This window comes from Parazoarcus communis SWub3 = DSM 12120, from assembly GCF_003226565.1.
Lineage (GTDB): Bacteria > Pseudomonadota > Gammaproteobacteria > Burkholderiales > Rhodocyclaceae > Parazoarcus > Parazoarcus communis.
In genome coordinates this window covers 184,363-209,923 of record NZ_QKOE01000007.1, presented here as the reverse complement: position 1 = coordinate 209,923, position 25,561 = coordinate 184,363, and the positions used below count along the sequence as shown (strand labels likewise).

Annotated in this window: 25 protein-coding genes and 1 pseudogene; 18 read left to right on the top strand and 8 right to left on the bottom strand. The window is 63.5% G+C overall.

Features of this window, described 5'->3' with window-relative positions; translation table 11 throughout:
- Positions 1-37 precede the first annotated feature (37 nt).
- Entirely contained in the window at positions 38-1,696 is a 1,659-nt protein-coding gene (locus DNK49_RS12380; protein ID WP_110524948.1) for an aminotransferase class III-fold pyridoxal phosphate-dependent enzyme, read from the bottom strand.
- Positions 1,697-1,731: 35 nt separating this feature from the next.
- On the opposite strand from DNK49_RS12380, the gene asd reads away from it, so the two are divergent.
- The 3 genes from asd to DNK49_RS12365 are packed head-to-tail and all read left to right on the top strand — an operon-like array spanning position 1,732 to position 5,255.
- Positions 1,732-2,784 carry an archaetidylserine decarboxylase gene (asd, locus tag DNK49_RS12375; RefSeq protein ID WP_110524946.1) on the top strand — a complete coding sequence of 351 codons (1,053 nt, stop codon included), beginning with the start codon at positions 1,732-1,734 and terminating at the stop codon, positions 2,782-2,784.
- Between the two features lie 31 nt (positions 2,785-2,815).
- On the top strand, positions 2,816-4,624 hold the full coding sequence (locus DNK49_RS12370) for a sensor histidine kinase (RefSeq protein ID WP_243632342.1): 1,809 nt from the start codon (positions 2,816-2,818) through the stop codon (positions 4,622-4,624).
- Positions 4,617-5,255: a response regulator transcription factor gene (locus tag DNK49_RS12365; RefSeq protein ID WP_110524944.1), complete on the top strand. Its 639-nt coding sequence runs from the start codon at positions 4,617-4,619 to the stop codon at positions 5,253-5,255. Before DNK49_RS12370 ends, DNK49_RS12365 begins: the two co-directional genes overlap by 8 nt.
- On the opposite strand, the gene DNK49_RS12360 is transcribed toward DNK49_RS12365, so the two are convergent.
- From DNK49_RS12360 to dsrO, 3 genes are read right to left on the bottom strand one after another with little or no spacing between them, the layout of a single operon-like run.
- Positions 5,256-8,354 carry a molybdopterin dinucleotide binding domain-containing protein gene (locus DNK49_RS12360; RefSeq protein ID WP_110524942.1) on the bottom strand — a complete coding sequence of 1,033 codons (3,099 nt, stop codon included), beginning with the start codon at positions 8,352-8,354 and terminating at the stop codon, positions 5,256-5,258.
- A 24-nt stretch (positions 8,355-8,378) separates the two neighbouring features.
- Positions 8,379-9,476 carry an NrfD/PsrC family molybdoenzyme membrane anchor subunit gene (gene nrfD, locus DNK49_RS12355; RefSeq protein WP_110524940.1) on the bottom strand — a complete coding sequence of 366 codons (1,098 nt, stop codon included), beginning with the start codon at positions 9,474-9,476 and terminating at the stop codon, positions 8,379-8,381.
- Between the two features lie 18 nt (positions 9,477-9,494).
- A complete protein-coding gene (dsrO, locus tag DNK49_RS12350; protein ID WP_110524939.1) occupies positions 9,495-10,247 on the bottom strand; it encodes a sulfate reduction electron transfer complex DsrMKJOP subunit DsrO in 753 nt (250 codons plus the stop codon).
- Between the two features lie 196 nt (positions 10,248-10,443).
- Between dsrO and DNK49_RS12345 the strand changes: the two genes are divergently transcribed.
- Positions 10,444-11,169: a phosphoribosyltransferase gene (locus DNK49_RS12345; RefSeq protein WP_110525007.1), complete on the top strand. Its 726-nt coding sequence runs from the start codon at positions 10,444-10,446 to the stop codon at positions 11,167-11,169.
- Between the two features lie 24 nt (positions 11,170-11,193).
- Here DNK49_RS12345 and DNK49_RS12340 read toward each other — a convergent pair whose 3' ends face one another.
- Positions 11,194-11,799 (bottom strand): glutathione S-transferase family protein, encoded by a 606-nt coding sequence (locus DNK49_RS12340; protein ID WP_243632341.1) that lies wholly within the window; start codon positions 11,797-11,799, stop codon positions 11,194-11,196.
- Positions 11,800-12,068: 269 nt separating this feature from the next.
- Between DNK49_RS12340 and DNK49_RS12335 the strand changes: the two genes are divergently transcribed.
- The 3 genes from DNK49_RS12335 to DNK49_RS12325 all read left to right on the top strand — a co-directional run bounded on the left by DNK49_RS12335 (position 12,069) and on the right by DNK49_RS12325 (position 16,115).
- Positions 12,069-13,034, top strand: a complete 966-nt coding sequence (locus DNK49_RS12335) for a toll/interleukin-1 receptor domain-containing protein (RefSeq protein WP_110524935.1) — start codon at positions 12,069-12,071, stop codon at positions 13,032-13,034.
- Positions 13,035-13,159: 125 nt separating this feature from the next.
- On the top strand, positions 13,160-14,662 hold the full coding sequence (lysS, locus tag DNK49_RS12330; protein ID WP_110524933.1) for a lysine--tRNA ligase: 1,503 nt from the start codon (positions 13,160-13,162) through the stop codon (positions 14,660-14,662).
- A gap of 175 nt (positions 14,663-14,837) precedes the next feature.
- On the top strand, positions 14,838-16,115 hold the full coding sequence (locus DNK49_RS12325; protein WP_110524931.1) for a tyrosine-type recombinase/integrase: 1,278 nt from the start codon (positions 14,838-14,840) through the stop codon (positions 16,113-16,115).
- A 579-nt stretch (positions 16,116-16,694) separates the two neighbouring features.
- Here the strand turns inward: DNK49_RS12325 and DNK49_RS12315 are convergent.
- From DNK49_RS12315 to DNK49_RS12305, 3 genes and pseudogenes are all read right to left on the bottom strand, one after another.
- Positions 16,695-17,207 carry a GNAT family N-acetyltransferase gene (locus DNK49_RS12315; RefSeq protein ID WP_165843317.1) on the bottom strand — a complete coding sequence of 171 codons (513 nt, stop codon included), beginning with the start codon at positions 17,205-17,207 and terminating at the stop codon, positions 16,695-16,697.
- Positions 17,165-17,440 carry a type II toxin-antitoxin system TacA family antitoxin gene (locus DNK49_RS12310; RefSeq protein ID WP_110524929.1) on the bottom strand — a complete coding sequence of 92 codons (276 nt, stop codon included), beginning with the start codon at positions 17,438-17,440 and terminating at the stop codon, positions 17,165-17,167. Before DNK49_RS12310 ends, DNK49_RS12315 begins: the two co-directional genes overlap by 43 nt.
- Positions 17,441-17,875: 435 nt before the next feature.
- A pseudogene (locus tag DNK49_RS12305) lies at positions 17,876-17,998 on the bottom strand (transposase family protein); the annotation flags it as partial.
- Positions 17,999-18,534: 536 nt separating this feature from the next.
- On the opposite strand from DNK49_RS12305, the gene DNK49_RS12300 reads away from it, so the two are divergent.
- From DNK49_RS12300 to DNK49_RS12255, 11 genes are all read left to right on the top strand, one after another.
- Positions 18,535-18,783: a helix-turn-helix transcriptional regulator gene (locus DNK49_RS12300; RefSeq protein ID WP_207806964.1), complete on the top strand. Its 249-nt coding sequence runs from the start codon at positions 18,535-18,537 to the stop codon at positions 18,781-18,783.
- Positions 18,784-18,793: 10 nt separating this feature from the next.
- A complete protein-coding gene (locus tag DNK49_RS12295; RefSeq protein WP_110524928.1) occupies positions 18,794-19,510 on the top strand; it encodes a hypothetical protein in 717 nt (238 codons plus the stop codon).
- Positions 19,507-19,749: a hypothetical protein gene (locus DNK49_RS12290; protein ID WP_110524926.1), complete on the top strand. Its 243-nt coding sequence runs from the start codon at positions 19,507-19,509 to the stop codon at positions 19,747-19,749. Before DNK49_RS12295 ends, DNK49_RS12290 begins: the two co-directional genes overlap by 4 nt.
- A 23-nt stretch (positions 19,750-19,772) precedes the next feature.
- Positions 19,773-20,219 carry an Ogr/Delta-like zinc finger protein gene (locus DNK49_RS12285; RefSeq protein ID WP_207806963.1) on the top strand — a complete coding sequence of 149 codons (447 nt, stop codon included), beginning with the start codon at positions 19,773-19,775 and terminating at the stop codon, positions 20,217-20,219.
- A gap of 434 nt (positions 20,220-20,653) precedes the next feature.
- Positions 20,654-20,779, top strand: coding sequence for a hypothetical protein (locus DNK49_RS24990; protein WP_279386420.1), 126 nt, complete (start codon positions 20,654-20,656; stop codon positions 20,777-20,779).
- A 2-nt stretch (positions 20,780-20,781) separates the two neighbouring features.
- Positions 20,782-21,177 (top strand): hypothetical protein, encoded by a 396-nt coding sequence (locus DNK49_RS12280; RefSeq protein ID WP_110524924.1) that lies wholly within the window; start codon positions 20,782-20,784, stop codon positions 21,175-21,177.
- Complete coding sequence (locus DNK49_RS12275) at positions 21,177-21,494, top strand: hypothetical protein (RefSeq protein ID WP_110524922.1); 318 nt, start codon at positions 21,177-21,179, stop codon at positions 21,492-21,494. Before DNK49_RS12280 ends, DNK49_RS12275 begins: the two co-directional genes overlap by 1 nt.
- Before the next feature lie 44 nt (positions 21,495-21,538).
- Positions 21,539-21,895, top strand: a complete 357-nt coding sequence (locus tag DNK49_RS12270; protein ID WP_110524920.1) for a hypothetical protein — start codon at positions 21,539-21,541, stop codon at positions 21,893-21,895.
- Entirely contained in the window at positions 21,892-22,149 is a 258-nt protein-coding gene (locus tag DNK49_RS12265) for a hypothetical protein (protein ID WP_110524918.1), read from the top strand. Before DNK49_RS12270 ends, DNK49_RS12265 begins: the two co-directional genes overlap by 4 nt.
- Positions 22,150-22,158: 9 nt before the next feature.
- A complete protein-coding gene (locus DNK49_RS23925) occupies positions 22,159-22,614 on the top strand; it encodes a hypothetical protein (RefSeq protein ID WP_133255103.1) in 456 nt (151 codons plus the stop codon).
- Complete coding sequence (locus DNK49_RS12255; protein ID WP_110524914.1) at positions 22,614-25,394, top strand: toprim domain-containing protein; 2,781 nt, start codon at positions 22,614-22,616, stop codon at positions 25,392-25,394. Before DNK49_RS23925 ends, DNK49_RS12255 begins: the two co-directional genes overlap by 1 nt.
- Positions 25,395-25,561: the final 167 nt, after the last annotated feature.

The window sequence follows — 25,561 nt, the reverse complement described above, 5'->3', positions numbered from 1 at the left end:
CCCGGGCATCGATTCGCAAACCTGCCTTCCGTCCCGATCAGCGCGCCTTGCGCCAGGCCTGCACCATCTCCGCCAGAATGCGCCGCTTGATGCCTTTGTTGCTGGCCAGCGGCGGCGTCCACCACCAGCCTGCACGCTCCATCGCCTGGGCCGCGCGGATGAAGCGGTCGGCGACTTCGGCAAAGTCCTGCTCGCTGTAGTCCAGGCTGAAGATGAAGCGCCCCGTGCCTACCCAGCTCAGCAACAGCCCCTCCGCCCGCAGGTAGTACTGCAGCATCCAGTTGTAGCGCGACGGCACCTCATACACCACCGTCCAGACCGAATGCAGATTCACCACCCGCACCGGCAAGTGTGCCGCCGCCAGGCGCGCATTCAGTTGTGTGGCGCGGGCGTTCCACCGTGCGTCGGCCTCGCGGTAGATCGCCTGCACCGCTTCACCCTCGATCGCACGCAGAAACACATTCATTGCCGCCATCACCCGCGGATGCGAGTTGAAGGTGCCGCGGGCAAAACAGATGTCGGCCGGGCGGTCGTCGCGGAAACGCTTCATCAGCTCGCGGCGCCCACACACCACACCCACCGGGTAGCCACCGCCCAGCGTCTTGCCATAAGTGACCATGTCGGCACCGACGCCAAAGTATTCCTGAGCGCCGCCCATTGCCAGCCGGAAGCCTAGAAACACCTCATCGAAGATCAGCACGATGCCACGCTCGCTGCACACCTGTCGCAGTTGCTGCAGCCAGGCCGTGTAAGCCTGGCGATCGAAGTGCGCACGACGCCCCCCATCGACCAGGGAAGAGTCGCCGGGCGCACTGGCATTGGGATGCAGCGCCTGCAGCGGATTGACCAGCACGCAGGCGATGTCCTTGCGGCTGCGCAACACGGCGAGCGTAAGATCGCTCATTTCCTGCAAGGTGTATGTGTGCTCTGCCGCTACCGGGTTGCCGACACCGGGCTGAACATCGCCCCACCAGCCGTGATAGGCACCGCAGAAACGGACCAGGTGGGTACGCCGGGTATGATACCGCGCCAGCCGCACCGCCTGCATCACGGCCTCGGTGCCCGACATGTGGAAGGACACCTCGTCCATACCCGAGATCGCGCACAGGCGTTTCACATTGTCGGCGAGCAAGGGATGGTACTGCCCGAGCACCGGCCCCAGGTCTGCCACCTGGGCATCGCCCTCGGCCATGCACCGCTTGTAGAAGTCGTAGCCAAAAACATTGACGCCGTAGGAGCCGGCCAGGTCATAGTAGGTGTTGCCATCGACATCGGTGACGGTCACGCCGGCCGACGACTCGAAAAACACCCCCGCCTTCAAGTGCTCGCGCACCTGACGGCTGAACGGGAAAGGGACCCGGTAGCTTGAGGTGAACTGCAGGTCCGACACAGCGGGTGCCGCGTCGGCGGTCAATGCCCGCCCTTTCGGATAGCGCTCGCGATACAGCGCGGCGAGGGTGTCGAAGGCGCGCTTTCGACGCTCGACAACATCGTCCGGCGCATCGTCCGCGCGAAAGAAGCGCTCGCCTTCGAGTTCGTAATAGGGCAGCAAGCGCGCCACCCGGCGCGACAACTTCGAATGCCCGGCCAGCGAGCGGTGCTTGGCACGCGACAGCGCCAGTCGCTGTCGCATGCGCGGCAGCAACGCGAGCAGCGCTGCAGAGCCCGCAACATAAAGGTAGTAGGTTTCGTTCATGAACAGCAGATGTATCCGAACGAGATTACCGCGCAATGAAACCCACCCTTGTCCGCCGCATGATCGCCGCAGTGCTCGGTAACGACGGCCTGAACTTCGTCCTGACCAACCGCATTCCGCGGCGTGCGCTTACCCGCTTGATGGCCCGCATCAGCCGCATCGAGCACCCCTTGTTCGCCCGCCCCGCCCTGGCGCTATGGCAGGCCTGCAGCGATCTGGACCTGAACGAGGCGAAGCGCCGGCAGTTCCGCAGCCTGCACGACTGCTTCATCCGTGAGCTGCGGCCCGGTGCCCGCCCCTTCAACCCGGATCCGGACACCCTGTGCAGCCCTTGTGACGCCATCGTCGGCGCCTGTGGCGAGATCACCGGCGACCTCGTGCTGCAGGCCAAGGGCATGCCCTATCCCTTGTCCGAGCTGACCGGCACACCCGACATCGGCGACCGCTACCGGGGTGGGCGTTACCTGACGCTACGCATCACCGCGTCGATGTATCACCGCTTTCACGCGCCGGACGACGCCCGTATCGAACACGTCCAGTACTTTCCCGGCGATACCTGGAACGTCAATCCGCCGGCGCTGGCGCGGGTCGACCGTTTGTTCTGCCGCAACGAGCGCGCCGCAATCCGCATGCGGCTGCAGCGTGACGATACGCAGATCTTGCTGGTGCCCGTGGCAGCGGTGCTGGTGGCCAGCCTGCGTCTGCATGCGCTGGACCTGACCCTGCATGCGGGCTACCGCGGTCCACACGCGCTCGACTGCAACCACGAGGTGGCGCGTGGGCAGGAAATGGGCTGGTTCGAACACGGCTCCACCATCATCATGCTGGTGCCGGCCGGCTTCGAACTTCACCCGCACATGCTGGCCGGACATCGGCTGCGCGCGGGTGAGGTGGTCATGCGTCGACGCCTTGGCGACAGCCTGCCAGGGAACGGCACCCTCCGGATGGCCGGCCCGGCATCGCCCCCGACGTCGACGTACAGGCTAGAATCCCTGCCACTCATGCGAGCCCGATCAACATCCTGCCAGACAACCCCTCCGTCTCGTGTTTCGACGCCCCTTCCGCCTGATCGCGGCTTTCCTTCCTGAAAACCATCCGCACTGGCCGAGGCACCGGTTCATGCCGGCAAAGGTCGCGCATACCTCGTGGCGCAAGCACCGACGCGCGGCCTGGCTCGGACGCCTTGTCGGACTCGCCCTCCTCGCCTGCCTGCCCGCTCACGCAGGCATGGATGATTCAGCAGAAACGGTGCGCATCGGCGTACTGGCCTTCCGCGGCGCGGAAACGACCGTCAGCGAGTGGTCCCCCATGCTCGACCGGCTATCCCGATCCCGAGCAGATCGCCGTTTCGAGTTGCTCAAGCTCGATCACGACGGACTGCGCAGCGCGGTTGCAGACCGCCGGGTTGATTTCGTCATCACCAACCCTGGTCACTACGTCGAACTCGAGGCGGAGTTCGGCATCAGCCGCATCCTGACCCTAGCCGGATCCAGCACGGTGTCACCTGACCAGGCCATCGGCTCAGCGGTGGTGGTACGACGTGACCGGACCGACCTCCAGTCGCTGGAAGATCTGCGCGGGAAAAGCCTCGCCATTGTCGGACGCGAGGGGTTTGGCGGGTTTCAGATCGTGTGGGGCGAGTTGTCCAGTCGTGGGATCGACCCCGACCGCGACCTGAGTGCCTTGCGCAGCGTCGGCCTGCCAATGGATGGCGTGCTCGATGCCGTCGAGCGCGCAGACGTCGACGCTGGCGTGGTTCGAGCCTGCCTGCTCGAAAGCATGGGCTCGCGTAGCGCCAATTTTCGCGTGCTGTCTCCGCAAACCCCATCGGCCTTTCCCTGCACGACGTCCACCCGCCTCTACCCCGACTGGCCCATGGCCGCACTGCGTCACACATCACCGGCACTGGCGCGCGAAGTGGCCATCGCGTTGTTGTCGGCAACCGAAGGCACAGGGCCGGGCTGGTCTGTTCCGGCCGACTATCAGTCGGTTCATGAGTTGTTCCGCACGCTGGAAATCGGGCCCTACACCTACCTGCGCGAACCCACCCTGACAGACCTGGCCGAGCGCTACTGGCCCTGGCTGCTGGGTGTGCTTGCGCTGATGGCCAGCGGTGCGCTGTACACCGTTCATGTCGAACACCTGGTGCACAAGCGCACCGCCGCGCTACGTGCCGCCCTGGCCGAGCGCGAAACGCTCGAAGCCGGCATCCGTGCGGCCCAGGAGCAGGCCGACCACCTCTCCCGACTGTCGATGCTGGGCGAACTCTCCGGCACGCTCGCCCACGAACTCAACCAGCCGCTTGCCACCATCGGCAACTACGCTGCAAGCCTGTCCCGCAGGGTGGACAATGGCCGCCTCGACGACGATGCCGTCCGCCAGGCCACGCACGAGATTACCTGCGAGGCCGAACGTGCTGCGGCCATCCTGAGCCGCATCCGCGCTTTTGCGCGCAAACGCACGGCAAAGCGCGAACGCTTCCGGCCCGCTCAGGTGGCTGCCGAAGCGATCGCGCTGTTTCGCGGCATGCTGGCGCAGGCGCCACGGGTGGAACTGATCGACCACCTGGCCGAGGATCGCACCGTCGAGGCAGATCCGCTGCAAATCCAGCAAGTGCTGCTGAACCTGCTCAAGAATGCTTACGATGCCAGCCGCGACCAGCCCGCCGAGCGCCGTGCGCTTCAGCTTGGCATGACAGCCGTCGCCGACGGTATCTGCCTTTGGGTAAGGGACAATGGACCCGGCCTCGATGAAGCAGCGCGCCGCCACCTGTTCGAACCTTTTTTCACCACCAAGCCGGACGGCCTTGGCCTGGGTCTATCGATCTGCAAGACGATCGCCGAGGCTCATGGCGGGCGCCTGACTGCGACGCCGCCCGAAACCGGCCCCGGCATGATCTTTACCCTGACCCTTCCAGACCATGCCTGACACCGCCTCCATCGTCATCCATGTGGTCGATGACGATACCGCCTTCCGTCGCTCGCTCGCCTTCCTGCTCGATTCCGTCGGCTGGCGGGTTGCCACTCATGCCAGTGCCGATGACTTTCTTGTCGCCTGCCCCGAGCTTCCGCCCGATCTTGGCTGCCTGGTACTCGACATCCGCATGCCATCGATGAGCGGCCTGGAACTGCAGCAGACGCTGCGCAGCCGCGGCTGGTCGGTCCCGATCGTGTTCATGACCGGACATGGCGACATCGAACTTGCCGTGCAGGCGATGAAGCTGGGGGCCAGCGACTTCCTGGAAAAGCCCTTCAAGGACCAGGCCATGCTGGATGCGGTATCGGCTGCGGTACGCCGCGGTTCGGCCGAGCGTACCGAAGCGGCCCAGCGTGCCAGTGCGCGCGCAACACTCGACAAACTGTCGCCCCGGGAGCACGAGGTGGCCCGTCTGGTCGCGCTGGGGCATCCCAACAAGGTAGTCGCTCGCGAGCTGGAGATCAGCGAGAAGACGGTCCACATCCACCGTCAGCATGTCATGGAAAAAGCCGGGATCAGCAGCGCAGCAGAACTTGCCCGTCTGATGCTGCGTGCGGATCCCAAGGCCCTGGACGAAGGGTGATCAGGCCCGCAGCAGTCGCGCCGGCAAGCCCTGGCGCACCGACGTGCCAGACACCGCGTCCACCCATACCGCTTCACCGCCCCGGGTTGGATCGGCCAGCCCGAGATCGTTGAGATTGATGCCGGCACGCAAGTCGGGCCGGTCGGGCTGGGACTGCCCGCCGATTCGATGCGCGCGCGCCCCCAGTTCGCGATGACCGTAGCCATGCTCCACCGCCATCACCCCGCGGGTCACCCCTTCATGCACGATCACGGTACACCGCGCCGTGCCGCCAGGGGTCTGGATGCGCGCTTCATCACCGGTCCGGAGCCCCAGCCCGGCAGCGTCCGCGGGATGCACGACCACCGGGTTGTCCGGGTGCAAACCGGTGATCCGAGTCGCGATGCTGTAGGAGTTTTGCAGGGCTGACTTGTAGCTGACCAACTGCAACGGCCATTCGTCTTCGGTATACACCTTGCGCATGGGCGTGCCGTCAAAGAAAGCCGGTGGCTGCCAGCCCGCGCAGCCGGCGAATCGCTTCCCGGTCAGGGTGTTGCGGCTGGTGCCGACGGTATCGTTCCATAGCCACAGAGGCTTGCTGAAGCGATGTGTCTGCCACTCGGGATGATCGGCGTCCTGCGCCTCGCCCACTGGCTGATAGCGTCCGCCACGGGTCAGTACGAAAGCCACCTTGCGCCACTCATCGGGCTTGAGTGTTGCCTCCAGCGCCGGGCGCAGGCGATCGACCCCGGATAGGGTCAGATCCTCGTCGCTTGCATCGCCCACCGGCGCCTTGCCGGCAAAGGCGATATTGGCACCGCCGCGCAGGTACCAATCCTCCGGCCGCTCCAGCGGCAGGCGCTTGCCGTCCATGTCCGCCAGCCCCTCGGGCCCGAATCCGGGCAGATTCATCGCCTTTGCCAACGCGATGTAGAAGGTTTCCATTCCCACCGGCTGACCATCGGCGGCTTTTTGCGCCTTGGGCTCGACCACCGGCCAGCGTGCCGTGCCGGCCTTGGTGGGCACACCATTCCAGGGCGCGGCCCAGCCCCAGCTTTCGTACATCAGCGAGTCAGGCACAATGTAATCGGCAAAGGCATTGCTCTCGTTGATCAGTGGATCGACCGAGACAATCAGCGGCAGCTTCTTCGGATCGGCCAGTTCCTTCTCGATCAACGGCCGGATTCCGGTGATGCCGTACAGCGGATTGCAACTCCACAGGATCAGGGCCTTCAGACCATAAGGGTAGCCACGCAAAGCGCCGGTAAACCACTCCGTTCCCAATCCCGGAGCGTTGGGAAACCAGGCGTCACGTGCGGGGTAAGGCTTGCCCTCGGCCTTGCGGCGGGCAAACTCGGCCGAGCGCTCGTAGGGCACATTGCGCCCAAGCGGCGTGCCGGACGGCTTGATCTGCCCCGGAAAGCCATCCAGATCGTAGCGCGGCCCGGCGCCAGCATCGCGAAAGCCACCGCCATTGATGACGAAGCCGCCCTTCCAGTTCAGGTTGCCGATCAGCGCGTTCAGGGTGACGACCGCGTAGGCATTGTAAAAGCCGTTTCCCGCCATCATGCCACCATGCGCCACCGCGCTCGCCTTGCGGCCATGCCGGGTGAACTCATCTGCCAGACCGGAGATCACCTCTACCGGAATGCCACATACATCTGAATATTCAGGCAGTTCGTATGCCAAGGCGGAATCGCGCAGGAGCTCAAATGCCGTTTTCAGCAGCACAGCCTTATCTGCGATCAGTACCTGCAAGCCGTTCGCCTGCAGCGCGACCGCCTCCGTCACCGACTCGGCAGAAACCGGCTGACCATCAGGCCCGATCACCAGATAAGGGTCGGCATCCTTGTAACGATCCGCATCGGCAATCGCCATGCCGACGTCCGAGCCGCGTAGGAAGCGCCCCTGGCGCGGGTGCCCCTCCTGGGCGATCACCAGCCAGCTTGCGTTGGTATGCGAGGGTTCGCCACCTGCCTCGGCCGCCTTCTGATTGGGATAAGCCAGATAAGCCGTATTGACCCGGTCGTGCTCGAACATCCAGCGCATCATGCCCATCACCAGGGCACCATCGGTACCCGGACGGATCGGCACCCACCGGCCATGCTCTGCGCTGGCGAGATTGTGCGAGTTGTTCAGCACCGGATCGACCACGACATAGTCCAGCGTGCCTGTCGCCCGGCCTTTGGCAAGTTTGGCGCCGGTGATCTTGAACGGATTGCCGGCATTGCCTGGTGCCGTCCCGATGAACAGCACGAACTCGGCATTCTCGAGATCCGGCTTGGCATGTGGCATGCCCTTGAGGTCGCCGAACAAGGCCCCCGACCCGGATCGATAGGCGCCACCGCAATACGAACCGTGACCGACGTGGTTCAGGGTGCCATAGGCCTTGTTCCAGAAGCGGCGGCTGAAAGCCTCGCGTCCATCATTGACGCTGCTCAATACCGCGACCTGATTGACCCTCGGGCCCAGCTCCGGCGCCTGGGCATCGATCGGCGTGTTCAGGTCGCGCAAGGCGGCCAGTCCGTCTACATGCCCCTCGCCGAACAGATCGCCCCCCTCGACGAGCTCCTTGACCAGTTGCTCGAACGGAATCGGTTGCCACTGTCCACCGTTGCGCGGGCCCACCCGCTTGAGCGGCGTCAGCACGCGAAATGGCGAGTTCATCTGGTCCATGGCGGCATTGCCGCGGCCACAGGCTGTCGAGCGTCCGGCCAGGCCCTTGTCCTGAAAACGCGACATGGCGATCAGGCTCTCCTTCACCGAGGTCTTCATCGGCAGATGGGGGTCGGTCGACAAGGGGCTGTAGGGGTTGCCACCGACGCGGATGATGTTGCCAGTCGTCTTGTCCACCCGAACCCGCACACCACACAGCGTCGTGCAGCCCAGACAGGCGGTGTAGCTGACCTGCTGGTTCGGGTTTGGGGTGAATTCACCGCTCACCGGATCGACGGTGTACTCCGGCGCTGCCGAGCGGCCATGAATGTGCCGGCCTTCGGCAATCCTGGGTTCCTCCGCTGCGACAAAGCCATCGACCATTCGGCCCAGGGTCTGCGAGAAGCCTGCCGCAAAAGCAGCCAGACCGCCTGCGGCAAGAATTTCACGACGTTCGATTTTCATGATCTGCTCCTTGGTCGGGGGCGCTCAAGCGCCTGCCTTGGGGGTGCCGGTGGAGGCCAGCCGATCGAGCGGCAACACCGTGGTGATGAGGACGTAAAGGAAGATGCACAGGCCGGCAGTGCCAATGATGCCGAGCAGGCCCTCCGGCCCGAGCGGCAGCGAGTAGCTGTAATAGCCCGCCCCGGTCTTGGGCACCTCCTGCCCGCCGATGAAGATGCTCCAGCGCATCATCCACGCCGAATGCAGGGCCAGCAGGCCGATCAGCAGGCCAGATCCTGGCCATTTCCATGCCAGCAGCAGGGTTGCCACCGTGGCCGAAACAGCCCACACCGCGGCCAGCTGCCAGTTGGCCGACGGCCCCACTTCCGCCAGGGCCCGGGCATGCGTCGGCGAGACGCCGGTCAGTCCCAGCACCAGCCATACCGCCCCCAGCACCAGTGCAATCAACTGGGTGATTGCCAGCACGTCGGCGAGACGACGGGTCGCCACAGCGTCCCTCACACTCAACCGGTTGAACACCAGCACCAGACCGACCGCACCGGCGAAGGCGGTCACAAAGAACTGCAACGGTAGCAAGGGGGTGTTCCACAACGGACGCGCCTTGACCACCGCAAGCTCGGCGCCGGTATACAGCGCCACCAGGGCCGCGCCGACAAAGGCCACCAGCGCCGCCACCCGCAACGCGCCGCGGCTGTCGTGGCCACCGTAGGCCAGCATCCGGGCCACCCCAGCCAGCTTGCCGCCCGCAGCGCCGTGGCGTGCCAGTTCGGGGCGGAAGGCGAGCCACGCGTACAACACCAGTCCCCCCAGATAGACCGGGATGAAGAAGGCCCCCCAGGACATCCATGAGGTCGGGGTGAAGTAGGCATAGAAGTGCCAGAACCGGCCAGGTTGATGCAGATCGGCGAGCAAGGCGACCGGCGCGGCAATGCCGCACACCAAGGCCCCGACAAGCGCCAGCCGCGAGATGCCCTCCCAGCCGGGGCGCCGGAACACCACGCCCGGCAAGGACAGCAGATAGGCCCCATAGGACAGCCCGATCAGGAAGAAGTATTGAACCGCCCACGGCAGCCAGGCGACCTCGCGGGCGACATTGATGGTTTCGACCACATTGGCATTCATGATGATCTCCTGCTTCGTTCAGCCGTGATGGGCGCGGGGCTTCCACAGCGTGCCCTGCCCTTCGACCTTGCCGGCAAAGCGCTCGTCCAGGCCGATGTAGAACACCCGCGGCGCGGTATCGAGTTCTGGCTTGAGCACCTTCAGTTGCGGTTGTGCCGCTTTCAGCCGGCGCGCCAGTTCGCCCTCGGCATCGTTGATGTCACCGAAGATGCGCGCCCCACCGACACAGGTCTCGACACAGGCGGGCAACAGGCCGGCATCGACCCGATGCGCACAGAAGGTGCACTTGTCCGCCTTGTTGGTATCGTGATTGATGAAGCGGGCATCGTACGGACAGGCCTGCACACAGTAGGCGCAGCCGACACAGCGATCGCCATCGACCACGACGATGCCGTCGTCACGCTTGAAGGTCGCGGCGACCGGACAGACTGGAATGCAGGGCGGGTTGTCGCAGTGGTTGCACAAGCGCGGCAACATGTAGGTGCCCGCCGGCTGTGCGGCGTCGGTCAGCTTCACGCTGTAGGTGGACACCACGGTACGGAAGCTGCCCTCGGGCACCGCATTTTCCTGGATGCAGGATACGGTACATGCCTGGCAGCCGATGCACTTGCGCACATCGATCAGCATGGCCCACTGGTGTTTGCCGCGCGCTGCGGCCATCGTGGGGAAAGGGCTTGCTGCCGCTGCGGTGACGACCGGAATGTTGCGCAGGAAGGCCCGGCGCGACGCAGAACGAGGCTGCACGGCAGAGGGGCTGACATCGGATTTCATGATCGGACTCCGGATTGCGGAAACGCAGGTGCACTCTAGGGCGCCGATACCCCTTCCGGAATCGGGGTCATGACCGATCGGGATAGATGGTTTTACCTATTCCCTCTACCCGGGCGCGCTGTCCGAACACGGAATCGCCCGAGACAGCGGCGTGCGGGCTAGAATCGCTGCCACTCCTTCGAACCCGGTCATCATCGTGTCTGACAACGTTTCCACCCCACATTTCACCGAACTTACCACCGGGTACTGGCAGCACATCCTGAATGCGGACCAGGCGGGCAAGCTCGAGGCCCCCTGGCGCCACGGCTACCCTGCCCGTCTGCCCGACGGGCGCGTACTGATGCTGCCGATCCGGCAGATGGCCAACGCCCCGGGGCGCGCGGTCGCCTCCTTGATCTGCAACCACGCCGCTTTCGACGTTGCCGAGACCCTGGGCTGCATGCTTGCCGACAAGCTGGCACCGCTGCAGCCAGAAGTCGTCATTGGTCTGCCGACCCTGGGGCTGACCTTTGCCCCCATCGTCGCCCGTCACCTGGGTCACAGCCGTTATGTACCGCTCGGTTACTCGCGCAAGTTCTGGTACGACGAAGCGCTGTCCAGCCCGGTCCAGTCGCTGACCTCGCCACGCCCGGGCAAGCATGTCTATCTCGACCCCAATCTGTTGCCGCTGGTGCGCGGCAAGCGGGTGGTCCTGGTGGACGATACGGTCAGTACCGGCAGCACGCTGAGTGCGCCCTGGGGCCTGATGGAGTCGCTGGGCGCCGAAGTGCTCGCCTGTGGTGTGGTGATGCGCCAGAGCCAACGCTGGGAAGCCCGGCTGGGACCCGAACGCGCCGCGCGGCTGATCGGGGTGTTCGACAGCCCGCTGCTGCGAGCCGTTGACGATGGCTGGATCGAAGACCCCAAGCAGGCGGACGACTAGGAGGCTGCGTGGCAGGGGGCACCGTTACACCCGATACCCCTCTTCCGCCAGCACCTGCCGCACCGCGCGCCGCCCCAGCATGCGACGGTAGTGCGCCTCGCAGTTGGGCGGTAATGCGATGCCGCTGCGATCCGCCCAGAACTCGACATAGAACAGCGCCGCATCGGCAATCGAGAACGTGCCGATCGCGTACTCCTGGCCGGCGAGCTGCATGTCCATGATGCGGAAACCCTCATCGATGATCTCCCGGCCACGCGCCTTCACCGCCTCGTGCTGGGCCGGGTCGACTGCAAACTTCTCGGTCGTGAATATCCTGGCAAACCCCTGACCGTGCAGGGTATTGACGGCGTAATCCATCACCTCCAGCACCCGTGCCTGTGCATCGATATCGTCCGGCAGCAGGCCACGCCGCGGCCACGTGCGCCCCAGCCACCAGGCGATGGACTGAAAGCTGGTCAAGGGCCGGCCGTCGTCGCGCACCAGGGTGGGAATCGTGCCTTTGGGGTTGATCCTGCGGTAGGCCGGCGAGTCCTGATCGCCAGCCAGCAGGTTCACCAGATGCACCTCGAACACCAGTTCGAGCTCCTCGAGCAGGATGTGGATACCGGTGGTACAGGAGCCGGGGGTCATGTGGAACTGCATGGCGTGACAACCTCATTCGACAGATGGAGACATGCAATGTGCAAGTCCCATGCCGCATCGCTTGTCCCCGCAGGACGCGGCACACCCGCCCAAGCAGCCTGATCCGGCAGCGCCTTTCGAGACAAGCGCGCATTTAATGTCATACACCCGACAGCGGGCCGCAGTCTGCCGGTACAGCGGGACTCGCAGCCCGCCGCAAAAGCAACTATCTTGATCATTGAGCAGCAGAAAATGCACACGGCACCAGGGAGACGGCGATGCAGGGTGTTTTCGTCAGCTATAGACGCCAGGACAGCCAGAGCGCGGCAGGCCGGCTGAGCGACCATCTGCGCGATCATCTCGCTGGCGCAGCCATCTTTCGGGATGTGGAAACGATCGAACCGGGTGCGGATTTCGTCGACGCCATCGACCGGGCGCTGAAATCATGCGCAGTCCTGTTGGCCGTCATCGGTCCGCGCTGGCTCTCGATCAGCGACGAAGAAGGGCACAGACGACTTGACCTGGCCGACGACTACACCCGGCTGGAAATCGCCACCGCACTGCGGCGAAAGGATGTACGCGTGATCCCGGTACTGGTCGAAGGCGCACAGATGCCAGCCCCCGAGCAACTGCCCGCCGACCTGGCCGAACTGGCACGGCGCAACGCGGTGGAGTTGTCGGACAAGCGCTGGGATTACGACGTAGGTCAGCTGGTCAACACCCTGCGCAAGCTGACCGGACTGCCCGAACCCGCCCCGCCCCCGATGCCGAAACCCGAACCGGGCGCGGCCCCCACGCGTCGCAGATGGTGGATCGGGGCCACCATCGGCATTCTGGTGCTGGCCGCCATTCTGGCCGATGAGGAAGGCGTGTTCGATCCCGATCCATTCGTCCCCACCCCCGCTGCGCCGGATGCCTACTATCCCCCACCCCAGACTTCAGGCGAGACCACCGCTCCCTCCGCCGGCCTTCCCATGTTGAGTGGTATGTGGCATGACACCCAGGGCGGGCGGTTCGAACTAGTGCAGCAAGGTAACCAGCTGTACTTTCAGGGCGCAGGGCCAGAGGGCTACGTAGTGGGGTCTGCGCGCCTCGAGGGTTATCACGGTCAGGGCAGTCATACGCTCAACGGCTATCTGCTGCAGTCGGCTTTCGTGGTGTCGACTGACGGTTCGCGCATCGATGTCACCGTCGTCGATCCGGCCAACGGGCAGCGCCACGCAGCGGTGTTGCTGCGTCAGTAGGAAGGCGGTCCAGCGCATCGCTCCACCCCGACTCGACACATGATCGGGCGCTTCATTCGACGCGGATTTGCTACCAGCAAGCGCGCCTGCGACAATTGCGGTCTTGTCTACCCAGCCGAAGAACCATGTCCGACCAGAACGCTCCGACTCCCGCCCAGGACGAAAACCACCTGATCGCCGAACGCCGCGAAAAACTCGCGCAGTGGCGCCAGTCCGGCCGTGCCTTTCCGAACGATTTCTCGCGTGAGAACACCGCGGGCAAACTCGATGAGCTGTATGGCGAGAAAGACAGCGAAGCGCTGGAAGCCACCCCGGTCGAGGTCAAGGTCGCCGGTCGCATCATGCTCAAGCGTGTGATGGGCAAGGCCAGCTTCGTCACCATTCAGGATCTGTCCGGTCGCATCCAGCTCTACGTCCAGCGCGACGCGGTGGGCGAGGACGTCTATGCCGAATTCAAGCACTGGGACATCGGCGACATCGTCGGCTGCGTCGGCACCGTGTTCAAGACCAAGACCGGCGAGCTCAGCGTCAAGGCCGCGGAGATCCGCCTGCTGACCAAGAGCCTGCGCCCCTTGCCGGACAAGTTCCACGGCCTCACCGACACCGAAACAAAGTACCGCCAGCGCTATGTCGACCTGATCATGAGCGAGGAGTCGCGCTTCACCTTCGTTGCGCGCAGCCGCCTGGTTCAGTCGATCCGCAACTATATGGTTGGCCACGGCTTCCTCGAAGTCGAAACGCCGATGATGCACCCCATCCCCGGTGGCGCCGCAGCCAAGCCTTTCGTCACCCACCACAACGCGCTCGACATGGAGCTGTTTCTGCGCATTGCGCCGGAGCTTTACCTGAAGCGCCTGGTGGTTGGCGGTTTCGAGAAGGTGTTCGAGGTCAATCGCAACTTCCGTAACGAAGGCCTGTCCCCGCGCCACAATCCCGAATTCACCATGATGGAGTTCTATGAAGCGTACGCGAACTACCGCACGCTGATGGACTTCACCGAAGGCCTGATCCGCCACGCTGCACGCGAAGCGCTGGGCACCGAGTCCTTCACCTACCAGGGCCGCGAGCTGGACCTGTCCAAGCCCTTTGCCCGCCTGACCATCGTCGAGGCCATCCGCAAATACCACCCCGGTTTCAGCGAAGCCCAGCTCGCCGATGCCGAGTGGGTCAAGCAGAAGATCAAGGACTTTGGCGAGAAGGTCAAGCCCGGTGGCCTGGGTAGCCTGCAACTGCAGCTGTTCGAAGCCTGCGCGGAAGCCGAACTGTGGGAGCCGACCTTCATCATCGACTACCCGGTGGAAGTCTCCCCACTCGCCCGCGCCTCGGATACCGACCCGGAGATTACCGAACGCTTCGAGCTGTTCATCGTCGGTCGCGAAATCGCCAACGGCTTCTCCGAGCTCAACGACCCCGAAGACCAGGCCGCCCGCTTCCGTGCCCAGGCCGAGGCCAAGGATGCCGGCGACGAAGAAGCCATGTACTACGACGCCGACTACATCCGCGCACTCGAGTTCGGCCTGCCGCCGACCGGTGGCTGCGGCATCGGCATCGACCGTCTGGTGATGCTGCTGACCGACAGTCCGGCCATTCGCGACGTGATCCTGTTTCCGCAGATGCGTCCGGAGTAATGTTCAGAGCAGTTCGGAGAAGTTCGCCGAACACCCCGAAACCCGCACAGTTAAAGGCTTTGCGGGTTTTTTATTGTTCGGCACAGTTCGGCAAAGTTCGGCCCCGGCCGCGCCAATCTGGGGGTACATTTGGGGGTATCTACAGTGTCATAATTTCCGGCGAACACGGTGACCCATGCCACTGACAAACGTCGTCATCACCAACACCAAGCCCAGCGACCAGGGCAAAAGCATCAAGCTTGCCGATGGCGGCGGGCTCTACCTGCTGATCACCCCCAAGGGCGCCCGGTACTGGCGATTGAAGTACCGGTGGGCCGGAAAGGAGAAGCTTCTCGCCCTCGGCGTCTTCCCGGAGATTTCGCTGAAGGACGCCCGCGCCCGGCGTGATGCCGCCCGGCGGCTGCTCGACGAAGGAATGGACCCCTCGGAGAAGCGAAGATCGGACCGGGTAGCCGCGCGCGTCGCCGCCGAATCAAGCTTCAAGGCCATCGCGCTCGAATGGCACCAGGCGCGTGCCGCCGAATGGGCGCCCCGGCATGCGGCAAGCGTGCTGCGGACCATGGAGATGTACCTGTTCCCCGACCTCGGCGCACGGCCGATCGCGGAGATCGAGCCGATGGCACTGCTCGACGTGCTCCGCAAGGTCGAGCGCGCCGGCAAGCTCGATACCGCCAAGCGCCTGCGTGAACGCGCCGAAGCCATCTTCCGGCTGGCGGTGGCCACCGGGCGGGCGCGGCACAACCCCGCCGCAGAACTGGCCGATTCACTCAAGGTGAAGATCTCCAAGCCCCGCCCTGCGCTTCGCCTCGACGAGCTACCCGCCTTCCTGGTGGCGCTTCGCGATAACCAGTCACTCACGCCGCACACCCGCGCGCTGTTTCTCGTCGTCATCACCTGCTTTACACGCATCGGCGAGACTGTGCGCGCAGAGTGGGAGCACATCGACCTGAAGAATGGGATCTGGACCATCCCCGCGCAGAACCGGAAGATCAAGACCACCCTGAAGCACATCACGCCGCCCCACCTTGTTCCACTGCCGACACAGGTGCTGGACGCCCTGTCGCAACTGCGAGCCCACCCGCAGGCCGGTCCCTACGTCTTCCCCAACCATCACAAGCCGCGCTCGCATATGAGCGAGGCGACGCTGCTCAAGGCGCTGGAGCGGATGGGTTACGGCGGCAAAAATACGAAGCATGGCAATGTGGTCACGCACGGCTTTCGTGCCACGGCCTCGACCATCCTGAACGAGGCCGGCTTCAACCCGGATGCCGTGGAGCGCCAGCTATCCCACCGCGAGCCCAACCAGGTGCGTGCGGCCTACAACCGGGCGGCTTACATGGAGGAGCGCCGGCGGATGTTGCAGTGCTGGGCGGACTACCTCGACCGTCTGACCGTTGAGAAGCGCACGGTACCGTTCCTCGCAGCGGATATGGCGCCTGCAAGCACCGCGTGACAGACCGCCGGGCCATTATGCTCAGTTCCCAGTTATGAACAGTCGGCTCACGTCGATGCCGGGGATAGCACGGGGCAGTGCGCGATCTGTAGCATCGACGAACCTGGGGCTGGACAAAATCCCGGCGCTGGTGCGAGCGCAGCCGCAGCCTGCGACGCGCCGCATTTCCCCGCACATCATCCGCCACACGACGGCCATGGACCTGCTGCTGGCCGGCGTAGACGCCAGAAGCCGCCGGCTACAGTGCGATCCAGATAGCGGCCGTTCGGCCAAGGCATTATGCACAAGGCTACGCCACGCTTGGTCCGTGCCCTATTGGCACAGGGCGAAGGTTTTCACCGCTGGTGGCTCGACGGCTTACGCAAAGAGGCAGAGGTGTGACGAATGTCGACCTCGTTGCGTGTTCGCGAGTACGAAAATTTCACACGGCGTATGAGGGAGCCTGAAGGAAGGGGGAACGCGAGCCACGCGGTTTCGCGTGCCAGCGGCAGTGTCTGCCACCGCCCCCAAAACCGTGTGGCCGATCTGGCGCTCCGATTCGCGATGTCCTTACCTATCCGCCTGGAGCGGCGGAGATAGCTACCTGAGCGACAGGAAAAGGGTGACGGGCGAGATCGGAGATTCCTTGAATCCCGCTTGCCCTTTGTAGAATGCCGCGACGCGTTCATCGAGGGCATGCACCAGCAGAGCACGCGACGCTACAACCTGCGAGGCGGCAATCGCACGCTCTACCGCATCCCGAAGCAAGTCGGCGCCGACGCCGTGGCCCTGGATGGTTTTGTCGACGCCGAGTCGACCGAGAAGCGTCACAGGAATGTCCTTGGTGCTATACCGCGTCATGTGCTTCGGCGGCTCGTCACGATTAACGGAGCCGTTTGACAAGGTATAGAAGCCACGCACGATCTTAGTGCCGATATCGCAAATGACGTACACCACAGAATTGCGGTATTCCACCTGCTTGCGAATTGTTTTCACGAACTCGTTAATTGACTCTTCGCCGCAGTCGAATTGGCTAAAATCGTGTTCATGATTCATTTTTTCAGGAGCGCTCAGCCCCAGCGTTTCGGTCTTGCTAGTAATCTCGTTAGCCATGGATTATCTCCGATCGGGTTGCTTTCTAGAGCCCGCTCGAAGGCATCGAATGCAGAATTGTTTAGGAAAAACACACGCTTATCGAGAATAACATCTTCTGCTTGTTTGCAAGCAGCATTCACAATAAAGCTTGTCCTATCGCTTCCAAGCATTGCGGCTGCCATATCGATAAGGTTCCGCTTCGTGCTATCAACTCGCATGTTGATTGCGACAAAATCTTTTGTTTCAGACATTTGAATTTACTCCAATATTTTTTATTATTTTATTTAGACGAACTCCTTTCGTTTAGAACGTACCGCGTACGCGTAAGTTATTAATAGACTCCACTTTCATTCTCCGATTATGAGTTGGCATATCTGCACCAACTGATATAAGCGCGTTTCAAACCTCTTGAAACCGCGCTTCCATATGCAGGATTGGCCGAGCAACTACCCATCCTGCAATACCTCGACACCGTTCCGAGGATTACCAGTCGCTCACTACTACGAGCAACTGTAAACAATATACTATTCAATGTAGTAAATGTCAACATGGAGTAGTCGTTAAATATTTAGTATCGCGATATGCTACGAGCCGGTTCCCGCGAGAAAGCGGCTGGCGCCCGTGCGGATCGGCCCAAGCTGCGGCCGATTAACTCCCTGAGGCCAGCCGATGCGCTCCTTGGCTCACGCCTCGATGTCGGAGAACTCGTCCGCGCCGCACAGCACGGAACACACCGCGATCGTGATTAGCTCCGACAGATCGTACCGAACCTGCCGGGAACTGCGCGGATCCGATATCGAGACGAACACTTACATGAGCAGCATCGCTGGCCCGACCGCAACCGGCCTCCCTCGCACATCACGCAGCCCCCTTCCGAACATCAACAAAGGCTAAATCTCGACTTTCCGGGACAGCACGTCCCCGTTCGCCCTCCCATCCGCAAGCTACGTAAAGCACGCCGTGCCCCTCAGTTTCCCGACTGACATCGGCCAGTCAGGACTCCTGGGTACATGCAACCTGGCGCAACGGCGCCACGCCCTTCAGATCCGCGCTCTTCGCGGCGCCGGCCAACATTCATCTCCCATTCACCCACTGCAACGTCAACCCTGACCGAAGCGAAGCGGGCAGGCGTGGGGGGGAGTGCGCGGGCCTGGTGAAAGTCTTCCGCAGCGCCCACATCCGGTTGTCGATCGCCGCCGCGCGCCATCCCCCCCACCCCTTCACCCCCTTTGTTGTGGCGTCCGCAGCCACAACACCGGTCGAGTGACCGCCCGGCACCGCCGCCCGATACTGGCTTCACCCAATCGCGCACAGCGATACGGAACGAACCACAAAGGAGAGAACCATGATGGCCGGAAACGCGGAGATCGCTTGTCCGCCCCCTCAGCACCCACACCAGACGCCGCGCCCCGAACGATTCATTCGTGTGGGTGAAGTCTCGTCCATGGTCGGATTGGGCAAGACCACGATCTACAAGTACGTCTCCACCAACGCCTTTCCCGCCCCTGTCGCCATTGGCGGCAATCGCGTGGCCTGGTTGGAGTCCGAGGTGTTGAACTGGATGCGCGAGCGCGTTGCCGCGCGTCAATCCTGACGGAGTGCCCATGATCAAGAACCCCAAAACCCAAGAAACACTCGACGCGCTGAAAGCTAGCCTCCAGCAGGCCTATGCCGAGTTTCAGGCTGCGCGCACCACCTTGGCCACCCTCGAGCAAAACGCTGCCACGCTGCGAAGTGCGGCCGCCGCAGCGGAGACCGATGCGGGGCGTATCCGTGGCGAACTCCGCGACCTGCTTCGCCAGTCGGTGGGCAAGCCCGGCAAGTCACTGCACCAGAAATCGGCAGAGCAACGCGCGGCCATCGAGTTGGTCGAGGAATACACCGCACTGGTTGCCGACCTCAAGCTCGAGACCGAGCGCGCAAGACTCAAACTCACGCCCCCGGCCGAAAAGGTCATCAGGTTGCGTCAGACACTTGCGCGGACCTTCGCCGACGCGCTGATTGGTGAGGCGATCACAGAAGTTGCGCCACGGTTGCAACTGGGCCTTCTGATCCAGGCACAACTTGAAGACGGCGAGTTCTTCAACGAGCGAATCAAGACCCACTGGGGAGACGCGAAGCGCTTGGTACACGCCGATCTGGCGAAGTCCATCGCCACCGCGCTCAGCGCAGCCGACACCCCCACGCTGATGCTCCCCGACGATCTTCGCGAGGCGCTCAAGTGCGCTCATCTCGAGGGGTTCGTTCCCCTAAGTCCGCTCCAACAGAAACTCGCTACTCGCACACTCGTATCGCACATCAGCCCCCAGGAGGCCGCGTGAAAAACCTCGATATCAGCTGCCCCAGCTGCAGCAATCCGGCCGTTCTGACTCAGTCACACCGCTACTCGCAGACAAGCATCGGTGCCGTATTTCAGTGCGCCAACACGGCCTGCCGCAACGAATTCGGCGGCGTTGTCACCCTGACGGCCAACCTGCCCGCGGGCGTCGAACGGTTCTCGAGCGGAACGAGCAGCACAACCGACTCAGACGCGGACGGCTACGTACTGACGGACGTCTGAAAGACCGCCACAAGGAGCACCCCATGTCCGCCCGATGGAACGGCGTCGACCAAGACGCCCAGCGCTGGCTCTCTCCGGACGCCTACCAGGTACATCTCAACAACATCGCCCAAGGAGAACGGGGAAAGATGATCTTCAAATGTCCGCATTGCGGCAGCACTTCGCTGATCAGGACAAGTCGCGCTCTTTCGCCCCTGGTCAAGGAGGTGTACTACCGCTGCAACAACTTCGTGTGTGGGCATACCTTCAAGGTGGTCGCTGAAGCCGTAGAGACCATCTCGCCGCCCTCCCTGCCCAATCCGGCGATTGCCGCAGTGCTCGACAAGCGCGACCGACTGCCGCCTTTAGCCGCACCACCCTCGCCGGAAGAACAAAAGCATATGGCACACCTCGAGCATCTCGCGATCGTCGAACAAGCCCGCCAGCACCATGGATTGGGCATGCCGATCGCACGCGAATCCGACACCTAGTGCCTCTACCAGGCGCCAGGCATGGCAAGCCCCTGCCCCAAGCCAGCCACCGAATACCACCACGTGTCGCAAGAAAATGATGAACAACAGCGAAGCGCCGTGGACGCGGGTACCCGCCGCACACCCTGCCGTCCGTCCCTACAAAAATCTCAACTCACACTTGCACAAGGCGGCCAATTCCGCCTATGCTCCACCCGTCGCTGAAACAAAGGCGACCGGGTTTAGCAGCCCGAACGACATAGGCGGATGTTCCGCCGCCCTGGCGGATTTTTTTTGTCCGACACGCACTGCTACGCCTGATCAATGGCGGGCCGTGTGGGGGAGCCGCAAGGCTCGCCGGTTCCTATGTCCCGGTCTGCTAACCCCGCACGCGCCTGCCCCCCGTTTAGCAGCGGGGAGCGGGGTTCATACCGCAGACATAGGAGTAGCAAGCCATGCGCATAGCCGCATCGGGCACGCACGCCCGCACCCTTTTTTCCCGCTTCGCCCGCTACCGCACCCTGCGCCGCTTCGCCGGCCCGGTGCTCGCTTACCGTCTGATCTTTGGCGGGAGGGCGTGACCATGCGAGCCGCCACCCGCCTTCGCACGCCTCACGGCGTGATCGCTGCAGAACGGTTCATCAACGGCGTGCCGATCAACCCTCGACTGCCCGAGGGCTTCGACGCCACGCCGAACGAAGACCGCCCGGCCTCGCACCTCAAGTTCTGGCACCGCCCCTACATCGTCACCGACACAGTGGAAGCGCTCGACGCCATCTATGCGGGTCGCACCGACCCGTACGCCGAGGAAGCTCGACAGCACTGGATTGACGGCCGGAAGCAATGGCTTGCGGCATGGCCCACCGGCACGCGCTATACAGTGCGCTGCCTCGACGGCGGCGCCTGGGACCGCTCGACCAACTGGGGATGCTTCGCCACCCTGGAGGCAGCGCTTGTCGCCGCCGGGGGAGAACACTGATGGAGCCGCGCAACACCACATCCGCCACGGTTGTTCGCACCCTGCAGAAGGGCAAGGTGCTGCAGCTTCACACCGCCGACGCGGTCTGCATCAGCCAGGACTCACGCGACCTTGCCGAATTGCTTTCGGCCCTGCACAAACGCGCGCTGGTTGGCGACGCCGAAGGCGCACTCGTTGTAGTTGTCGATAAAGACGGGCAGTGGCATGCGCACATCGCCGGCCACCTGGCGCGAAATGATCACCTCCAGCTTTCAATCATCAGTCAGCTGTTCGGCATGGCCATACGTGCCCCCCTGGTGGGGAGGATCGAAGGATGAACACGCCAACCCGCTCCGCGCCGAACTTACAGGAGGGTGAGTGAATGCCTCACAACGCCAAACACACCGACCACGCCACCGCTCGAGTGGCTCACCTGAAGAGCGTGCTGCGCAAGGGCGCAGCCGACTTGTTGGTATCCGCAGACCTGCTCCAGTTCATTGAAGGGATGGCCGCTCGTTTTCCGGGAGCCGCGCCCGAAACCTCAATCGATGCGCTGTGCCAAGCCGTTACCGCGCTACTCGAGAAACAGGACGCACTCCAAACGCATATCGGTGATTTTCTGTTCTCCATCGCTTCCGGTCAGCGAGGCGCTGATGCGGCGCATGCGTTGGTCGCATTTGCGGCCACGCTCGAGAAGTGGGATGCCACACAGGACGACGAACCGGAGACCATGCAATGAACCGCGACACCACCGACACCATCAATCATCTGCGCGTTCTTCCCGACTTTGATCACATGCACCATCGCGGCACGCCGACGCTCGATCACGTCCACGGCAGCTTCATCGAAGTGCTGTCTGCACTCGAATGCATGGTGGTCATGCTCAACGAGTTGGAGTGCCGGCAGATTCGCGCCGACTATCTGAAATGCCTGCTCGAGGCCCAGGTTGAACGTGCAAACCGCCACCTCGCAGAACTTGGCGCGTTGATCTGAGGAGGGAACATGAGAACCCCTACCCCGACGCCCGGCGCCAAGGGCCTTCATCCTGCTGACCGTACCCGTCGCCGGCCACGTTCAGATCTATCGCGATGCGCTGAAGCCGCAGCAAAGCGCTTTCCAGAAGGGAGCCTGCTCGGACGCCACGAATCGGCCTACAAGTCCGGTCAGCAGTTGGCGATGCAGGTGCTGGCGGCATTCGCCATGGTGAACGCCGACGACACGCCATGGCCGCCCGATCGCGGCCCAGACCCAAGCTGGACCTATGCACGTGGTTTCGTCGACGTACTGCTGCCGGCCTTTGAGGAAACACACCGACTGATGGGCAGCAAGACGGGCAAACGCTTCGCCCGGCATTTGCGCCGCGGGCTCCTCAACGACCTGCGCTATCAGACCGAGCAGGCGCTCAAGCAGGCCCGGACCTCGCCGCCGCAGTTTTGCCCCTACTCGGAGGAATGGTGATGACGGCCGCGCTACCGAAGGCGGCCAGCCCGGACCTGTTCGATCGAGTGAAGGAGGCCGTCGACCTTCACGATCTGGCAGAACGGCTGGGGCTCGAGCGCAAGGGCGCCAAGGGCAACTACCGCAGCCCCCTCCATCCGGACAAGAACCCTTCCCTCTCGATCTTTCAGCGCGACGGCAGCTGGGGATGGAAGGATCATTCGGGCGATGCCCGCGGCAGCTGCATCGATCTGGTGCTGTACGTGCGGCCGGAGATCGGCAGTGCTGCCGGAGCGGCGCGCCTGCTCGCCGAGTGGTACGGCATTGCGGTGCCGGCCGCTGCCGCTACCGGCACCGGTGAGCCGGTCAAGAAGAGCGTCCCGCAGTTCATTGCCGACCGCGCACTGCTCGACCCGGAACCGGTCATCGCCTACCTTGCCGGCCGCGGCATTGCCGAGGAGGTTTCTCGCGCTGCGATTCGGTCTCGGGCACTGGGTTGGAGTCACTGGCTCAGTAACAAGGTGCCACCAGGCACGCCGGGTCACGGTGGGCCGGGTGCGGTGTTTGTGGTGCGCTCGATTGCCGATCGGACGATTGTTGCGGTCGACCTTCGCTATGCTGACCCCGCGCTCAACGGCAACGTCAAGACACAGTGCCAGGGCATCAAGGAAGGCCATGCGTGGACGAGCGACCTCAACCGACTGGCCAAGGCGCACACCGTGTATGTGGTCGAAAGCCCCGTCAATGCGCTGTCGGTGGAGTGCTGCCCCCTGCCCGCAGGGACGGCCGTGCTGGCACTGCGCGGCACCGGTAACGCGGAGAAGCTCGACATTGCCTTCCTGAAAGGCAAGCGCATCATCATCGCGCTCGATCACGCAGACCCGATCAACGAGCGCACCCGCAAGCGTCCCGGCCTTGAAGCCGCATGGAAGCTGCTGGACCGCCTCACCGCGGCCGATATCGCGGCCATGCTTGTCGACATGCAGGACTGGGAGGATGGCGAGGACATCAACGACGTGCTGAAGGCTCAAGGCGTAGATGACTTATGGACGCGACTGCGCAAACTCGACGGCTGGTTGATTCCTGGCATGCCTGGCGGAGGCGAACCGGGTTCGCTGGACGGGCGCCGGCGCGTGTTCCTGCCCGAGCACGACTTCAAGGTGTACTGGCGCTTTCGCACCCGCGAGGACTTCACCCAGTACGTGGTCGACTTCAAGGACGATGACGGACGGCGCCACGAGACCTTGGGCGATGTGTGCTCGTTTCGGGTCGCAAGCCTGTCTCGCCTGCGGGTACAAGGCCACATCGCCACCATCAACGGATCGACGGACACGCAGGCCGAGACCGTGTTCGGCATCAGTGCGCAGACGCCCCGACATGGTCCGACCCTTGTGCGCCGTGTGGTGACCGACCAGACCCTCTACAGCCTCGAGCTACACCGTTCGATCTTTGGCGCCATCTTCAACCCGCAGCAGTATCAGCGCATGATCAACGTGCTCGAGCGCACCGCCGACATCGGCGCGCGCGATGCGGTCAACTTCATCGGCCTGGCCTGGCGCGGTGGCGAGCTGGCGGCGCTCGAGGGGCGCGACTGCTACTTCCAGGAGCCGGCAAAGCAGTGCCTCTACCACAACATGGTGTTTCCAAGAGGGACGGCAGATGCCGCGCGAGAGGTCATCGACGCCTACCAGGCAACCTTCAAACAGAACGCGGCACTGATCGCCCTTGTGTGGGCGCTGGGCGCACATTTGAAGTGCGTCATCGGCTTTTACCCTCACTTCCAGATGCAGGCGAACAAAGGCGCGGGAAAGTCCCTGTTGACCGAGGCCATGCAGACCACACTGGGCTTTCAGATGCTGTCCGGCCAGATGCTGAAAACGGACCACCGCCGCCGCGCCTCAGTGAGCTACACCAGCCATCCGGTGGGCTGGGACGAACTGAGCAAGCAATCGAAAGTGGTGCTCTCGGAGGCGGATGCCCTGTTGCAAAGCACCTACCGGTTCGAGTTCACCCGTGTCGGTGCCGCCCTCACACCCTACCTCATGTGCGCACCGGTGCTGCTGGCCGGCGAGGAGGTCGACGTCACCTCACTGCAATCGAAGATCTGCACCACCACCCTTACCGTGGAGAAGCAAGGCCCCAAGCTGCCGCGCGACCTGCCCCAGTTTCCGGTCTGGCAATGGCTGCAGTTCATCGAGAAGAGCGAGCCGGAGCGCATCCGCACCATGCACGCTCAGCGCATCGAAGACTGCAAGGAGCAGAGCCGCGCCGACCCAAAGGACGCCACGGCCAGCCGTATGATCGAGAACTACGCGGCCATCCTGACGACGTGGGATCTGGTGTGCGAGTTCGCAGGCATCGAGGTTGGCCAAGGGGGCTTCGTGGGCGACCTGGTCGGCGAGATGAACGGCCACCTCAGCGAAACCGACGGCCGCCGTCTGCCCTGGGTGTGGATCATGGAGATCCTGCTGTCCGAGATCGAATCTCACCAGTTCAACCATCCGTACTGCTGGGATGAGATCAAGGACGATGACGGCAACAACCACATCGCCCTGATGCTGCGCCCGGCCCATGTCATGGACCACCTGTCGAACGCGCTGCACCTGCGAAACAAGTTCGACGCCCTGCCGGTAAAGACGGCACGGGTCTTCAAGAGCCAGCTTGAGGGTAGCGGTGTGGTGGTGCGTGAGGACGTCGAGCGGACGATACGGGGAAGGCGGACGCCTCACCTGACGGCGCTGAGCGTGCAGCGGATGGAGCGCTTGGGGCTGTATGCGACGCCGAACCTTGAGCGGCGCTGAATGGCCTCGACCGGCCATCAACCGGCTGTTGGAAATCCGGCCAGGATTTCCCTTGGCGGATCTCGTGGGTGACCGGATTGCGGTGGCCAGTTTGAACCATGCCTTGGCTCGATCCGGTCAGAGGCTGCCGGTCAGGTTCTCACAACCATAGCCATTCAAGCGTTAGT